The following is a 15289-nucleotide window of genomic DNA, read 5'->3' on the forward strand; positions in this document are numbered from 1 at the left end:
ACGTAGAAAGGGGGCCGGTGTTGCCACCGGCCCCCTTTCCCACGGCACGGTTCAGGACGCCGGCTGCTCCACCTTCGTGTCCGCCTTGCCGTCGACCGCCGCCGACAGCTGCGGCACCAGGCGCTCGATGACGTACCGGAGGCTGAGCACGTCGCTCATCGACAGGGCGTTGCCGTAGTCGCTGGTCTCGGGGACGTAGACCTCGCGGCCCTGCTTGACGACGTTCAGGTCCTTGTAGGAGGCGTCCTTGTGCAGCTTGTCGGCGTCCTTGGTGACGTCGCCGACCTGCCAGACGAGGGCGTCCTGGTCGAGCAGGTCGGTGCGCTCCTTGCTGATGTTGGCGCCGAACTGGTCGCCGATGACCTTGTCGAGGTCCTTGGGCAGGGTGAAGCCGAGGTCGGTCAGCAGGTGCGAGCGCGGGTCCTGGCTGCCGAAGACGAAGATGCCCTCGTACGGCGTCGCCATCACCGCCGACTCGCCCTTGAACTCCGGGTGTTGGGTGACGGCCGCCTGGATCTGGTCCTGGGTCTCCTTGACCACCTTCGTGGCCTCCTCGGACTCGCCGAGGGCCGTGCCGATGATCTCGGTCTGCTGCTGCCACGGGACGCCGTAGTCGTTGTACTCCTTGGGCTGGGCGACCACGGGGGCGAACTTGGACAGCGACTCGTACTGCTCCTTGGTGAGTCCGCCGTACACCGCGAGGATCAGGTCGGGCCTGAGCGCGGCGATCTTCTCGATCTGCGGGCCGGTGCCGGTGTCCTTGAGGACGGTCGGGGCGGCGGCCGAGCCGAGCTTGTCCGCGGCCCAGGGGCCGATGGCGCCCTTGTAGCCGCCGAGCCACTCCGTGGTGCCGACGGGGACCTTGCCGAGGGCGAGGACGGAGTCCTGGTCGGTGAGGCCGACGGTGACGATCCGCTTCGGCTCGGTCTTGACGGTCGTACTGCCCCACTTGTGGGCGATGGTGACCGGGAAGGCGGAGTCTCCGGAGGAGCTCGTCTCCGCGCCGGCGTTCGAGCTGTCGGAGTCCGAGTCGTCGCCGCAGGCCGTGGCGGCGGCGAGGAGCAGAAGGGTGGAGGCGAGCGCCGCGGTGTGACGGGCGGCTCTGCGGGAGCGGAACATCGGCGGTCCTTCGGGATTCGGGGTACGGAGGTGCGTGGTTCGGAGGTTCGGAGGTGCGTGGTTCGGAGGTACGGAGGTGCGTGCTTCGGAGGTACGGAGGTGCGTGCGAGAGCGGGGGTCACGGGCCGTCGCCCCGGGTGTCCGACCACGCCTCCCAGAGGGTTGCGTAGGGGCCCCCGGCGGCCCGGAGTTCGTCGTGGGTACCGGACTCGACGATCCGGCCGCCGTCCATGACGACGATCCGGTCGGCGACCGCCGCCTGGCTGAGGCGGTGGGCGACGATCAGTGCGGTGCGGCCGTCCACGGCCCGGGCGACCGCCTTCTCCAGCGCGCGGGCGCCCGCGCTCCCCGCTTCGGCGGTGGCCTCGTCGAGGACGACGAGGGCGGGGTCGGCCAGGATCAGCCGGGCGAGGGCGAGGGACTGTGTGCGGGCTCCGTCGAGGCGGTGCCCGCCGTCCCCTACGACCGTGTCGAGTCCGTCGGGCAGGGCCTCGGCCCAGCTGAGGGCCTCCACGGTGTCGAGCGCGGCGCGCAGTTCGTCGTCGGTGGCGTCCGGGCGGGCCAGGCGCAGGTCGTCGGCGAGGGGGCCCGCGAAGACGTGGGTCTCCTGGGTGATCAGGGCGATGGCGCCCGAGTTGCCGTCCGGGGGCAGACCGCCGACCAGGACGGTGCCCGAGGTGGGCTCCTGGATGCCGGCGATCAGACGGGCCAGGGTCGTCTTGCCGGCCCCGCTGGCGCCGACCAGGGCGACTCGCTCGCCGTGCCGGATCGTCAGGTCGAGGTCGTGCAGGACGGGATGGCCGGGCCGGTAGGCGTGGCTCAGGCCACGAACGGTGACTTCCGTTGCACTGCGTGCCACGAACTGCCCCTGTGCGGGCGCCGGTTGGTCGGTGACGCCGACGAGGCGGGCGAGGCTCGCGGTGGCCGACTGGGCGTCGTCGAGGAGGGCGAGGGCCGCGTTGACCGGGCCGAAGAGGCTGTGGAAGTACAGGGCGGCGGCGGTCGCCGTGCCGATGGACGCCGAGCCCTGGCGGACCAGCCAGTAGCCGGTGGTCAGTACGGCGGCGAGGCCGAGGTACTCGGCAATGTGCAGGCGGCTGTAGAAGCCGAGAACCAGCCGGAGTCCGCGCAGGGTCAACTCGACGACGGACCAGGAGCGTTCGGTGACCCGCTCGGTGTGCTCGCGCTCCAGCCGGAACGCCCGGATCGTGGCGGTGCCGCCGATGGTGTCGAGCAGTTGCTGCTGCTGGGCACCGGCGGCCACACGCTGGTCGGCGTAGAGCGGCACGGCCCGGGCCACGTACCAGCGGGCGGTGAGCACCTGTACCGGTACGGCCAGCAGGGCGGCGAGCAGGAACCGCCAGTCCAGCAGCGCGAGTGCGCCCAGGGTGAGGACGATGGTCAGGAGCGAACGGGCCAGTTCGGGAAGGGCACTTCGGACCGCGTCGGCGATGAGGGACACGTCGGCGGTGACCCGAGCGGTCAGGTCACCGGCACCGGCCTTCTCGACCCGCTCCAGTGGGAGCCCGAGGGCCCGCTCTACGAACCGCTCCCGCAGCCGGGCCAGGGTCGTCTCGCCGAGCCGGGAGATCAGGGAGAGCCCGAGTCCGGTGGTGAGCCCCTGGGCGACGGCGACGGCCACGAGGAGGGCCGCGGTGGCGGTGATGGCGTCCACGGATCCGCGCTCGGCGGCCAGGTCGACGATCCGCCCGAGCAGCGGCTGCACGAGCAGACTCACGGCTGTGGCACCGACCATGACGGCGAAGGCGGTGAGGGCCAGTACCCGGTGGGGGCGCAGGAGTTCGGCCACCGCGGCACGGGTGCGGGGCGGGGTGGCTGTGGGGAGGAGGTGAGGGGGCTGGGCAGTGGGGGCGGGGGCGGGGGCGGGGGCGGGTTGGGAGGCTGGGGCATCGCGGCCGGGGTGGAGCTCGTTTCCCGAGGCGGTGTCGCCGGGACCGCCCAAGAGGCCCGGAGCATCGCCGTCGGGGCAGGACTCAGCCTCCGCGGTGTCGTCGGGGCCGTGCTGAGGGGCCCGGCCGGTCGAGGCAGGATGGGGCCGGAGCTCCGGCCTGATGGAGGCAGGGTGGGCGTCGGGCGCGGGGCGGTCGTCGTCGCGGCCGTCGTCGTGGGTGTCCGTCATGTGAGGACCGCCGCGCGGTAGGTCGGGTGCTCGTGGACGAGGCGGTCGTGGTGGCCCTGTGCGGCGAGTCGGCCGCCGTCGAGGAGGACGACCCGGTCGGTCACCGCGAGCAGGGCCGGGCTGTTGGTCACCAGGAGCGTGGTGCGCGTCCTGCGCAGGTCCGTGATCCCGGCAGCTGTCCGTACCTCGGTGACACTGTCGACGGCCGTGGTCGGCTCGTGCAGGACAAGCACAGGTGCGTCGGCGGCCAACGCCCGTGCCAGCGCGACCCGTTGCCGCTGACCTCCGGAGAGGGAGCGGCCGCGCGCGGTGACAGGGCTGTGCGCGCCGTCCGGAAGGGCCCGCAGCACTTCGTCGGTGCCGGAGGCGGTGATCGCGGCGGTGACGGCGACGGCGGACGCTGTTCCGGAGGCCGCCGCCGCGGTGATGTTCTCCAGGACCGTCCCTTCGAACAGGTCCGTGTCGTGTTCGGCGACCAGGACGGCCCCGCGAACTTCGTCGAGGCTCAGCCTCGGCAACGGCACCCCGTCCAGTTCCACCACCCCCTCGTCCGGGTCGACCCGACGGCTCAGGCAGTGGAGGAGCGCCGACGCGGCACCGGGATCGGTGGTGACGACGCCGACCGTCTCACCGGGGGCGATGTCGAGGTCGACGGCGCGGAGGGGACCGTAGGAGAGACCGAGCAACCGCAGCCGTCCCTCGATGCGACCTCCGAGCGGCTCCGCACCAGCCACCACTTCAGGCGAAGTCTCCAGGATCTCCGCGATCCGCGCCGCCGACGCCCGTCCCTGCGCCAACTCCGCGTTCACCCAGGAGAATTCGGAGAGCGGGCCGATGACGTACAGGGCCAGTGCGACGGAGGACACGAGTTGGCCGAGGCCGATGTCGCCGTGGGCGGCGAGGCGGCCGCCGACGAGGGCGACCAGGGCGAGGAACACGCCGGTGAGGACGGTCAGGAGGCCGTTCTGCCAGGCCTCGGCGCGGGCGGCGCGCAGTGTCGCGGTCAGGGACGAGCGACTTGTGGCCCGGTAGCGCGCGGTGGCCGCCGACTCCGCTCCGAGACCCTTGAGGACCCGCAGTCCGGCCACGAGGTCGGCCGCGACCCCCGAGGCCCGCGCCGCACGTTCCTGCTCGGTGGCGCTGCGTTGCTCCAGGGGCTTGCTCAGCAGGTGCCCCAGCCACAGCAGCAGCGGAGTGCCGAGCAGGACGACCAGCCCGAGCGGCAACGACATCCGCAGCAGCGCCACCGCGGCGACGACGAGGCCCGCGGCGGAGGCGACGGCGACGATGACCGCCATGGCGACGGCACCGACCCGACGGGCGTCCTCGGTGGCGGTGTTGGCCAGCTCTCCGTGCAACCGGCCCTCCTCGGCGCCGCCTTCGGGCGCGAGGAGGCGGGCCACCAACCGGGCTCTGAGGTGGTGCGCGGCGACGACGGAGGCGCGTTCACCGGCGCGGGCGCTGCCACGCCAGCTGAAGGAGAGACCGACGTAGACGACGGCCAGGACGCCGAGCCAGAGCAGCAGTCCGCCGGCGTCGCCGTCGACCACGCCCCGTTCGACGGCCAGGCCGATGACGACCGGCACCAGGGCCTCGCCCGCCTGGTGCCCCATGCCGAGGAGCGAACCGAGCACGACGTCCCGGCGTTGGCCGGCGACCGCGCCCCACAGGACGCCTCGCCCGGGCAGGCTTGCTTCTGTCACCCATCCCCCCGGACCGGATCAGCAGCGCTCAGACCCCCACAGGGGAAACTTAGGCAAGGCTAACCAAATTCGAAGCGGAGGGCCAGAGTTCACGCCAAGTCAGGACTTGGCGCAGGCGTGTCCGTTGAGCGAGAAGTCGTACGCCGGCGCGTTCCTGCCCTGCCAGGAGGCGAGGAAGCCGAGGGAGAGCGAACCATCCGCGGGGACCGACTTGTTGTAGTCGGCGGCGGTCGCGGTGACTTTCGCGCCGCTCTGGGTGAAGCTCCCGTCCCACATCTGCGTCACCTTCTGGCCGTCCTTGAAGGACCAGGTGACCTTCCAGTCGCTGAGGGCCTCGGTGGTGGTGACGGTGACGGCGGCCTGGAAGCCGTCGGGCCACTGGTTGACGAGGCTGTACTCGACCAGGCATGACGGCGCGGGGCTCGCGCTCGGCTCCGGTTCCTCGGCGCCCGCGGAGGAGGTGCCCTGGGGTTCCGGGTCGGAGTTCTTCGCCCCCGTGGACTCGGACGGGTTCGCGCCGGCGGCCTGCGAGGGCTTCGCGGAACCGGGCGCCCGAGAGGTGGCGGCGGGGATCGACGAGCTGGGGTTGGCCACCGGCAGCCCCTCCGCGGTGGTGGTGCCGGCGCCGGGCCCCTGGGCGCCGTTGTCCATGTCGTCGCCCGGCATCATCGAGACGGCGAGGGCGAGCAGGGAGACGAGGACGGCCGCGACGAGCAGTCCGCTGCGCACGACCTTCGCCTTGTTCGCGCCGGGGTCGGGCGGCCCGCCCTCCAGGGCCGCCGGACGCCCGGCACCGAGCCGCACCTCGGCCGCCCGGCGGCGGCGCTCCAGATAGGCGAGTCCACCCCAGCCGATGACCCCACCGGCGAGGGCCGCGGGCAGCCCACCGCCGTGCAGCCTCAGACAGGCGGCCGCCTCCGCGCACTGCTGGCAGCGCGCGAGGTGCCGGGAGAGGTCGCCCGGGGTCTCACCCGCGGTGGACCGGGTGACCGCGTCCAGCAGCCGGGCGTAGCTGCGGCACTGTGCGTCCATCGGCGAGTCGAGATGGTTGCGGTGACTGCGGTCCCTGAACAGGCCACGCACCTGGGCGAGTTCGTCGCCCACGGTGGCCGGGTCGAGGCCGAGCCGACGGGCCAGCACGGGCAGCGGCAGCGCCTCCACCTCGGCCAGCCACAGCAGTTCGGCGTCCGCCGCCTGGAGGTCGCGCAGTCCGCGCAGCGCGATCGGGCGCTGGAGCGGCGGGCCGGTGTAGCGCAAGGCCTTGTCGGAGTTGAGCCACAGCCGCAGGTCGGGGTCGAGCCGGTGGCCCAGACCCCGCGTCTCCCAGTCCGCCGCCGTGGTGCGAACGGCGGTCAGCAGCAGGGGTATTCGGGGCAGTCGGACCGGACGCCGGCCGGCGCCGCGGACGGTCGCCTCCGCTTCTCGGACCTCGCGCATCCCGAGGGAGAAGGCCTCCGTGGCCAGTTCGGTGGCGGCGGTGGAGCCGGCCGTGCACAGATCGGCGTACGACAGCACGGCATCCCAGCACTCGGAGAACAGAGCGGCCTCGGTGGCGTCCTGGGGGGTCGGCAGGTCGGGCATGGGTCTCCTGCATCCAAAGCGAGGTCAACTCGCCATACTGGCAAAGGAGTTGGGGGGAACCTCGCGGCAGGACAGGAGCCTTTCACGTCTCCCACACAACTGACAAGCAGGCTATTCAAATCGGTTACCGAGGGTTCGGTCCAGTACCCACGGCATCATCACCGCACGGAGTTACACCCTCTTATACGGACCGGAAGCGGGAACGTATCAATCCAGCCTCACAGGAACCAGCCGTCACAGAGAATTGAGTCCGGCAGGCCGAGATGACGCACGACCGGAGGGGGATCATGTCGCAGCTCCTGGGACCGCTGGAACTGGTCGGGGACCGCTGGGTCATCGGCGACCCGAAACGCGACGAGGGCTCGTGCGTGGTGCTCACGCGGGACGGCATGGAGCACCACGAGCGCGAAGCGTCCGAGCCGGTCTCGGCGGTCCCGTGGGCCAGGGTCGTCAGCGTGGGAGTGTCCGGCTCCACCCGGACCTGGCACACCACCCGCACCATGGGCGTCCTCAACGCACTGGGCGGCAGCCACATGGAGGCCGGACCCAAGGCGTGCACCGTCGGGGCCTACGTCCGGCATCCGTACGAGGGCTGGTCAGTCGTCTACACCCACCACGAGCGCCCCTACGACTACATGCAGCTGTACCTGCTGAGCGACCTGTTCCGGAAGGTCTCCGAGGCGAAGGCGGTCCGCCTGCTCGGCGACCCGGACTGGATGGCCACGGTCGTCGCCAAGCTGGCCGCGATCCCGAAGTGGACCTTCCTTCCGGGCCGCCGGGTCACCGCGCTTCTCGCGGCGCTCGACGTCGGGTGACGCCCTGCGCGACAGCCGTCAGACCTGCACCGGTTCCGGAGCCGCCGGAAGGCTGTCCATGAAGGAGCTCACCGAGAACACCGCGCGGCCGGGTCCGGGTGGGCCGTATCCGGGCGGGGAGGACAGCCCGAAGTCCTCCATGGTCTGGCGATAGGCCTGGAGCAGCCGGATGTGGTACTCCAGCGGCGCGCCCTGCGGGTTGGCCTTGCCGAGCGGGGTGGTCGGCTCGGGGCACCAGGTCGTGAAGCGGGGCGTGATTCCGTTCGACATGAAGAAGCGCAGCCCCTCCGTCGTGGACGCGATGGCCTCGTCGACCGTCTTGAAGCCGAACGGCTCGGCCATCTCCACGCCCGCCACGAAGTTGGGGATCACGTTGCGCGCCCCGAACACCTCGGCCGAGTCCAGGATCCGCTTGTGCCACTCGTCCCGGCCGACGTACCGCTCCTTGCCCGGGCAGTACATCTTGAAGAGGTATTCGTCCCACACCTCGTAGTTGGGGTGGTAGATCTGCACGCCGTAGTCCTTGAACCGCTGCACGTCGTCCTTCGGCAGCGCCTGCGCGACGACCTTGCCGATCCAGCGGCCCGGGAAGTGCTCCTCGATGGCCTTGGCGTAGAGACCGTAGAAGTCGGCCTCGTCACGGCCCTGGAGCTTCGAGGTGATCGCGCCGCCGGTGAGCGTGTAGGCCGTGGACGTCTTCGCGGTGTCGTACCGGTCGATGATCTCCAGGGCTTCGAGGACCTCGTCCACGTCCTTGACCCCGGTGTACGGCCGCCCGGCCGCCTTGTGCTGGCGCCAGTTGTGGTTGATGTCGCAGTACTGGCACTCCTCCTTGGCGCCGAAGTACTGGCAGACCCGGAAGACGGTCAGATAGATCAGGTAGCCCCACTGGATGGTGGGGGCGACCTCCATCACGGACTTCCCGTTGGAGAGCTTGTGCCGGTAGTACTCCGGCATCGGCGGCACGCCCACGTCGGAGATCCGCTTCCCGTCGAGGTAGAGCCCGAGGACGCCCTCGTCGTCGGCGGCGACGCGGTACGGCGAGGCCGGGTTCACCCGCACCGAGACGACGGTCCTGCGCAGGTCGTACGGTCCGCCGGTGAGGATGATCTCCTCCGGTGGGCGGCGCAGCGCGGCCTCGCCGAGCTCGGGCAGGGTGCCGTGGTCGAAGGAGAAGATGAAGTACGACTTCGGCTTCACCTCACCGGACTCGTTGTCGCTGAGGGCGGACGGGTCGAAGGCCACGCCACCGCGCAGCAGGTCCTCCTTGAAGACGGCTTCCCGCGGAACCTGCGGGAACCGCTCCATCAGATCCTCGACCAGCGCGGTACGGCTGCCCATCCCGTTGTCTCCTCCCGGTTCGGACGTACGACTCCTCACGGTATGCCCTCGCTCGGACATCACCCGTGCCGGGTCCCCGCACGGCGGCCGATATGGGGCGGTACGGGTGTTTTCGGAGGCAGTATCGGGTCGGGCACGGGCGCGCCCCACACCGATGTGAGCGGCAGCACACCGGCCCACAGCCCCAGCTCGGCGTCGGGGCCGTCCCCGTCGTCGGGCGCGCCGGTGCGGATCTTGACGGAGGCCTCGTCGAGGGGCAGGGCCAGCAGGGTGGTGGCGGCGAGTTCCTTGCGGCTCGGCTGCCTGGCGTACGACCACTGCCCGGGGGTCGCGTGTTCGGTGAGCCGGCGCAGTCCCGCCAGTTTCTCCGCCGGGTCGGTCACCTTGCGGGTCGTGCCGTGGATCATGGCGCTGCGGTAGTTGACTCCGTGCTCGAAGACGGACCGGGCGAGCACCAGTCCGTCGACGTGGGTGACGGTGACACAGACGGGCGTACCGCCCACGAGACTGCGGCTGGCCACCGAGCCGTGCAGATAGAGCAGGCGTTCGTCCCTGCCGTACACCGTCGGCACGACCACCGGCCGCCCCTCGACCACGACCCCGAGATGACACACGAAGCCCGCGTCGAGGATCGCCTCCAGGTCCGCCCGGTCGCGGCTGCCCTGCTCGCGGAGCCGGCGATGACGGGTGAGGTCGGTCTCGGGCAGGACGGCGGGGACGGGTTCGGGCGTCATGTCCAGGGAGGCTACCCCCAGGTCAGGCCCCGTGCGCCAGCGCCGCGAACGCCACCTGATGCACCACCGTTTCCCCGGCCGCCACCCGCTCCGCCTCCCCCACGACGGCCAGCCCCAGCCGGGCCAGCTCGTTGCCCTGCGATCCCGCGAGGTGCGGGGTGACGAAGGCGTTCGGGAGGTCGTGGAGGGGCGAGTCGGCGGGCAGGGGCTCGGGGTCGGTCACATCGAGGATCGCGCTGAGCCGCCCGGTGCGCAGCTCCTCGACCAGGGCGTCGGTGTCGACGAGGCTCCCGCGGGCGGTGTTGATCAGGACCGCCCCGTCCGGCATCAGGGCCAGCTCACGGCGGCCGATCAGGTGCCGGGTCTCGGGGGTCTCCGGAGCATGGACCGTCACGATCTCGGAGGTGCGCAGGAGATCGTCCAACTCCGCCAGGGGGACGCCCAGCTCCAAGGCCCCCGCCTCGTCGACGTACGGGTCGGTCAGGGTCACCGCCAGGTCGAACGGCCGCAGCAGCTCGATCACCTTGCGCCCGATCCGTGACGCCCCGATCACCCCGACCCGCCGACCGTGGTTGCCCAGGCCCGGCACGATCCCCCAGCCGGGGTACGCCCGCTCGGTCCGCATCCGCTCCCGGCGCACGAAGACGTCCTTGCCGGCGAGCAGGATCATGGCGAGCGTGTACTCGGCGACGGGCAGGGCGTTGGCCTCGGCGGCCGAGGAGACGGCGATGCCGCGCCGCCAGACCTCCGGGGTGGCGAAGCCCTTGACCGAGCCGGCCGAGTGCAGGACGGCCCGGAGTTTCGGGGCCGCGTCGAGGACGGCCGCGTCCAGGCGGGGGCAGCCCCAGCCGGTCACGAGGATCTCGGTGCGGGCCAGGACGTCCGCGAGCCGCGGGTCGGTGAGGTCCTCGGCCACGACCGCGGGATCGATGTCCACGACGGCCCGGAGGCGGGCCAGTACCTCGGGCGGGAAGACGAGCGGCACGTTCTCGGCGGTCATGGCGAACAGCGCCCGGGGTCGCTCGGTCAAGGGGGACCCTCCAGAGTTGCAGAAAACGCTCTCTACGTTATGTGTCAGGAAATGAGAGGGTCAACGCATACGTGCACCCCGGAAGGAACGACGGACATGTCCGAGAAGATCACCAACTGGGCGGGGAACATCACCTACTCCGCCAAGGAACTGCAACGCCCGTACTCGCTCGACGGGGTCGCAGCCCTGGTCGCCGACAGCGCGCGGGTGCGGGTGCTGGGCAGCGGGCACTCCTTCAACGAGATCGCCGAGCCGGGCGCCGAGGGTGTCCTGCTGTCGATCGCGGACCTGCCGCCGGTGATCGACGTGGACAGCGAAGCCCGTACGGTACGGGTCTCGGGCGGCGTCCGCTACGCCGAACTCGCCCGCGCGGTGTACGCCCACGGCCTCGCACTGCCCAACATGGCTTCGCTGCCGCACATTTCGGTGGCCGGCTCGGTCGCGACCGGCACCCACGGCTCGGGGGTCGGCAACGGCACGCTGGCGTCGGTCGTACGGGAGGTGGAGCTGATCACGGCGGACGGTTCCGCGCTGACGATCGGCCGGGGCGACCCCCGGTTCGGCGGCGCGGTCACCTCACTGGGCGCCCTGGGTGTCGTCACCGCGCTCACCCTGGACCTCGTCCCGTCCTTCGACGTGGAACAGTACGTCTTCACCGAACTCCCCCTCGCCGGGCTGGACTTGACGTCCTTCGAGGCGATCATGTCGGCGGCGTACAGCGTCAGCCTGTTCACCGACTGGCGCGAGCCGGGCTTCAGGCAGGTGTGGGTCAAGCGGCGGACGGACCAGCCGCTCGCCGACTTCCCGTGGGCCACGCCCGCCACCGAGAAGCTGCACCCGGTGCCGGGGATGCCCGCGGTCAACTGCACCGAGCAGTTCGGGGTGGCGGGGCCTTGGCATGACCGACTCCCCCATTTCCGGGCCGAGTTCACGCCGAGCAGCGGGGCGGAGTTGCAGTCGGAGTACCTACTGCCGCGCGAGTACGCCGTCGAGGCGCTGCACGCGGTGGACGCGGTCCGGGAGACGGTCGCCGGGGTGCTCCAGATCTGCGAGGTGCGGACCATGACCGCCGACGAGCAGTGGCTGAGCCCCGCCTACGGACGGGACACCGTGGCGCTGCACTTCACCTGGATCGAGGACACGGCGGCCGTGCTTCCGGCGGTGCGCCGGCTGGAGGAGGCGCTGGACCCCTTCGACGCGCGGCCGCACTGGGGGAAGGTCTTCACCACGCCCACGGAGGTGCTGCGCGAGCGCTACCCGCGGCTCGGTGACTTCCGGAAGCTGGCGCGTGAGCTGGACCCCGAGGCAAAATTCGCCAACGCGTTCGTCCGGAGCGTACTCGCCGACTGACTTCATAAAACCCCTTTCCTAACCCCTTGTACAAAGTCCCCCGCTGCCCATAGCCTTGCGCCGCGCCGGTGCCACTGACGTCCCGGCATGAGCTGAAGGGATGGGGGTCGGCACCGATGAAGCGCACATCACGCGACATCCGCACCGCGAACCGCTACGAGGTGTTGCGCCAGATCATCGCCGAGTCGCCCACTTCCCGGCAGGAGCTGGCGGCGGCCACCGGGCTGAGCCTGGCCACCGTCGCCACGCTCGTGGGCGAGCTGCTCGACCTCCGCATGATCACGGAGGTCGGGTTCGAGGAGTCGGCCGGCGGCCGGCCCCGGGGACTCGTGGCCGTCAACGCGTCGGGGGGCGCGTTGATCGGGGTCGACATCGCGGAGACGTACGTCCATGTCGAGCTGTTCGACCTGGCGCTGAACGTCCTGGCCCGCGCCGAGGAGGACGTCCGCCCCGGCGAGAGCCTCCCCGAGCAGGTGGTCGGCCATGTCGCCGCCGCCGTCGGCTCGGTGGTCGCGCAGGCCGGGATCGAGGGCGCCCGGGTGCTCGGCGTCGGCGTGAGCGTCCCGGGCCAGGTGGACCGCGCGACCGGCATCTCGGAGTACGCCCCCAACTGGGACTGGCACGACGTGCCGCTTCTCGACCTGCTCTCCGAGTACATCGCCTACCCGCTCTACCTGGACAACCCGCTGCGGGCCGTCGCCGTGGCCGAACTGTGGTTCGGGGCCGCGCGTGGGCGCGGGAACGCGGTGGTGGTCACCCTCGGCACCGGTGTGGGCGCCGGGCTCGTCCTGGGCGGCGCGCTGCACCGCGGTGTCTCCAACAGCGCCGGCGAATGGGGCCACAACACGATCGTCCTGGACGGACGCCTGTGCCGCTGCGGCAACCACGGCTGTGTGGAGACGTACGTCGGCGCGCCCGGGATCATGCTGAACCTGCGGGAGCTGAGCCCCGACAGCGAGCTCCTGCACCCGGGCGACCAGACGGCGACGATCACCGCGCTGGCCCGGGGGATGCTCACCGGGGACCCGGTGGCGGTCGAGGTCGTCCGGCACACCTCCCGCTACCTCGGCGCCTCCATCGCGCACCTGGTCAACCTGTTCAACCCCGAGGTGGTCGTGCTCAGCAGCTGGGTCGCGGCCGCCCTCGGCGAGCCCCTGGTCGCGGAGGTGCGCGAGGCCGTCGCCCGGCACGCGCTGCCCCGGCCGATGGCCGCCACCGAGATCGTCCTCTCCCCGATCCCGACGGACCCGGCGTGCCTGGGCGCGGCGACGTTCGCACTCGAAGGGGCGCTCCAGTCGGTCGGGCAGAGGTCCGCAACAAAGCGCACCACCCCGGCAAGGACGAAGACGCACAACCCCCGCTAGGAGCCGTACCGCACCACCTTCATGACGACGGAAGGGATGCACGTGTCTCACCACCACCGCAGGAGATCAGCCCTGCTGACAGCCGCAGCCGCGTTCGCTGTCGCGGGACCCCTGATATCCGCCCCGCCCGCCTCGGCCGCCACCCCCACGGTGGCCGAGGTGTCCCCGCACGCCGCCCAGACCATCGACAACATCGGCGCCTCGGGCGCCTGGTGGGTCAATGACCTGAAGAACTTCGACCCGAAGGTCCAGGCGAAGGTCGCCAAGCTGCTGTTCTCCAAGGACGGCCTGGCGCTGAGCAGTTACCGCTACAACATCGGCGGTGGCGGCACCGGCGTGACCTACGCGCCGCGCGCCCCCGAGGACTTCCTGACCGACGACGGGTCGTACGACTGGAGCAAGGACAAGGCCGGTCGTACGTTCCTGTACGCGGCCGCCAAGTACGGCGTGAAGGACCTCATCGCCTTCGTCAACAGCGCGCCCGCGCAGTGGAAGACCAACGCCAAGAGCTGCGGCGGCTACCTGAAGGCGGAGAACACCCAGGACTTCGCGAAGTACGTCGCGGACGTCACCGCCCACTTCGCCAAGCAGGGTGTCCGGTTCGACTACATCAGCCCCTTCAACGAGCCGACCAACAGCTTCGACAGCTGCGGCCAGGAAGGCATGCTGGTGCCGGTCGACCAACGCGACGACATCGTGCGGGCGTTGGGCGCCGAGCAGCAGGCCCGGCACCAGAGGACGGGCATCATCGCGGACGAGTCCAGCAGCACGGTGAACTTCAACACCGAGGTCCCGCAGTGGATCTCGCAGCCGGACACCGCCCAGTACGTCGACAAGCTCGCCCACCACACGTACAACAACCCGGGCGACGACCAGCGGGCGAAGATCTACGAGACGTCGAAGTCGGTCGGCAAGCAGTCCTGGTCCACGGAGATCTGCTGCTTCGGCAACGGCGGCACGGGCTGGGCGCAGGAGTACGACCCCACGATCGACGGTGGTCTGAACCTCTCCCGGATCATCTACAAGGACTTCGCGACCGCGCACGACTCGGCGTTCCAGTGGTGGGTCGCCCTGTCGGAGATGATCGGCTCCGACCCCCTCGCGAAGAACTCCGAGGGCTGGAACGACGGCCTGATCTACTACGACCCGAACTACGCCACCAACGGCAACCAGACCCTGTACTACACCAAGCGCTACTACGCGCTCGGCCAGTACAGCAAGTTCGTCCGGCCGGGCTCGGTCGCGCACAACGTGACCGGCGTGCCGGCCGGCGTAGAGGTGTCGACGTACGACGACCACGGCAAGTGGGTCGTCGTGGTCAACAACCACAACACCACCGACACCGCGCTGGACCTGCACTTCAACAGCAGGACACCGGTTCGCGCGAGCAAGGCGGTGCGGACCTCGGCGACCGAGAGCTGGGCGAACGTGACCAAGCCGGCGGTCCGTCAGGGCGCGGTCTCCGCGTCTCTGCCCGCCCGGTCCATCACGACGTACGTCCTGGACCAGGAGGGCCACTCCGCGCCTTCGGCGGTCACGGGCGCGCTGGCGGGCAAGCAGTCCGGCAAGTGCCTGACCGCGGACGCCTCCGGCGCGGCGATCACCAGCTGCACGGGAGGAACCGAGCAGGTGTGGTCGTACGACGCGAAGGGCCGTCTGAAGGGCGTGAACGGCTATCTGACGGCGGGGAGTTCGGGTCTCACCACGAGCCCTGAGCCCACCCGTGACGGCAGTCAGCAATGGCTGCTGAACGCCAACGGCCAAGTCGTCAGCGAAGCGTCCGGCAAGTGCCTGGACGTCGGCGGACAGGCGACGGCCGACGGCAGCAAGGTCGGCCTGTGGACCTGCAACGGCGGGACCAACCAGGCCTGGTCGAGCAGTACCACGTAACACCTGCAAGGGGGTTGCGGGCCGCTGGTGCGGCGGCCCGCGACCCGAGGCGTCCGGTATCCCGAACGTCGCACAACGCTTCGAGCAGACTTCGTCCAACCCCTTGCCGAAGGCTTAGCCGAAGGTTAACGTCCCGCACCGCAGGACCATTTGAGCCACCTGGCACTGAGCCGCAGAGCCATGGCGCAGAGCCGCAGCCGTATTCGAGACAAGGACGTCAGC

The 15289-nt window shown here is 70.9% G+C and carries 11 protein-coding genes; 4 read left to right on the forward strand and 7 right to left on the reverse strand.

Features of this window, described 5'->3' with window-relative positions; all coding sequences use genetic code 11:
• Nucleotides 1–51: 51 nt before the first annotated feature.
• From AB0D34_RS05360 to AB0D34_RS05375, 4 genes are all read right to left on the reverse strand, one after another.
• Nucleotides 52–1119 (reverse strand): iron-siderophore ABC transporter substrate-binding protein, encoded by a 1068-nt coding sequence (locus AB0D34_RS05360; protein ID WP_362656758.1) that lies wholly within the window; start codon nucleotides 1117–1119, stop codon nucleotides 52–54.
• A gap of 118 nt (nucleotides 1120–1237) precedes the next feature.
• Nucleotides 1238–3259 carry an ABC transporter ATP-binding protein gene (locus tag AB0D34_RS05365; RefSeq protein WP_362656761.1) on the reverse strand — a complete coding sequence of 674 codons (2022 nt, stop codon included), beginning with the start codon at nucleotides 3257–3259 and terminating at the stop codon, nucleotides 1238–1240.
• Nucleotides 3256–4962 carry an ABC transporter ATP-binding protein gene (locus AB0D34_RS05370; protein WP_362656764.1) on the reverse strand — a complete coding sequence of 569 codons (1707 nt, stop codon included), beginning with the start codon at nucleotides 4960–4962 and terminating at the stop codon, nucleotides 3256–3258. The genes AB0D34_RS05365 and AB0D34_RS05370 overlap by 4 nt, the downstream gene beginning before the upstream one ends.
• A 99-nt stretch (nucleotides 4963–5061) precedes the next feature.
• On the reverse strand, nucleotides 5062–6543 hold the full coding sequence (locus AB0D34_RS05375) for a cellulose binding domain-containing protein (protein WP_362656767.1): 1482 nt from the start codon (nucleotides 6541–6543) through the stop codon (nucleotides 5062–5064).
• A 287-nt stretch (nucleotides 6544–6830) separates the two neighbouring features.
• Between AB0D34_RS05375 and AB0D34_RS05380 the strand changes: the two genes are divergently transcribed.
• Entirely contained in the window at nucleotides 6831–7358 is a 528-nt protein-coding gene (locus AB0D34_RS05380) for a hypothetical protein (protein WP_362656770.1), read from the forward strand.
• 18 nt (nucleotides 7359–7376) lie between these two features.
• On the opposite strand, the gene AB0D34_RS05385 is transcribed toward AB0D34_RS05380, so the two are convergent.
• The 3 genes from AB0D34_RS05385 to AB0D34_RS05395 are packed head-to-tail and all read right to left on the reverse strand — an operon-like array spanning nucleotide 7377 to nucleotide 10463.
• Entirely contained in the window at nucleotides 7377–8699 is a 1323-nt protein-coding gene (locus AB0D34_RS05385; protein ID WP_362656773.1) for a radical SAM protein, read from the reverse strand.
• Between the two features lie 59 nt (nucleotides 8700–8758).
• Entirely contained in the window at nucleotides 8759–9433 is a 675-nt protein-coding gene (locus AB0D34_RS05390; protein ID WP_362656776.1) for a pyridoxamine 5'-phosphate oxidase family protein, read from the reverse strand.
• A gap of 22 nt (nucleotides 9434–9455) precedes the next feature.
• Nucleotides 9456–10463 carry a hydroxyacid dehydrogenase gene (locus AB0D34_RS05395; RefSeq protein WP_362656779.1) on the reverse strand — a complete coding sequence of 336 codons (1008 nt, stop codon included), beginning with the start codon at nucleotides 10461–10463 and terminating at the stop codon, nucleotides 9456–9458.
• A gap of 96 nt (nucleotides 10464–10559) precedes the next feature.
• Here AB0D34_RS05395 and AB0D34_RS05400 point away from each other — a divergent pair, with 96 nt between their 5' ends.
• The 3 genes from AB0D34_RS05400 (at nucleotide 10560) to AB0D34_RS05410 (ending at nucleotide 15067) form a co-directional block, all read left to right on the forward strand.
• Nucleotides 10560–11813 carry an FAD-binding protein gene (locus tag AB0D34_RS05400; RefSeq protein WP_362656782.1) on the forward strand — a complete coding sequence of 418 codons (1254 nt, stop codon included), beginning with the start codon at nucleotides 10560–10562 and terminating at the stop codon, nucleotides 11811–11813.
• Nucleotides 11814–11929: 116 nt separating this feature from the next.
• Complete coding sequence (locus tag AB0D34_RS05405; protein ID WP_362656785.1) at nucleotides 11930–13177, forward strand: ROK family transcriptional regulator; 1248 nt, start codon at nucleotides 11930–11932, stop codon at nucleotides 13175–13177.
• A gap of 36 nt (nucleotides 13178–13213) precedes the next feature.
• The gene (locus AB0D34_RS05410; RefSeq protein WP_362656788.1) at nucleotides 13214–15067 is read left to right on the forward strand and encodes a glycoside hydrolase; all 1854 of its coding nucleotides are present in this window, start codon (nucleotides 13214–13216) and stop codon (nucleotides 15065–15067) included.
• Nucleotides 15068–15289 lie beyond the last annotated feature (222 nt).

Origin of the sequence: Streptomyces sp. NPDC048420 (genome assembly GCF_040651535.1) — a bacterium.
Taxonomy (GTDB): Bacteria; Actinomycetota; Actinomycetes; order Streptomycetales; family Streptomycetaceae; genus Streptomyces.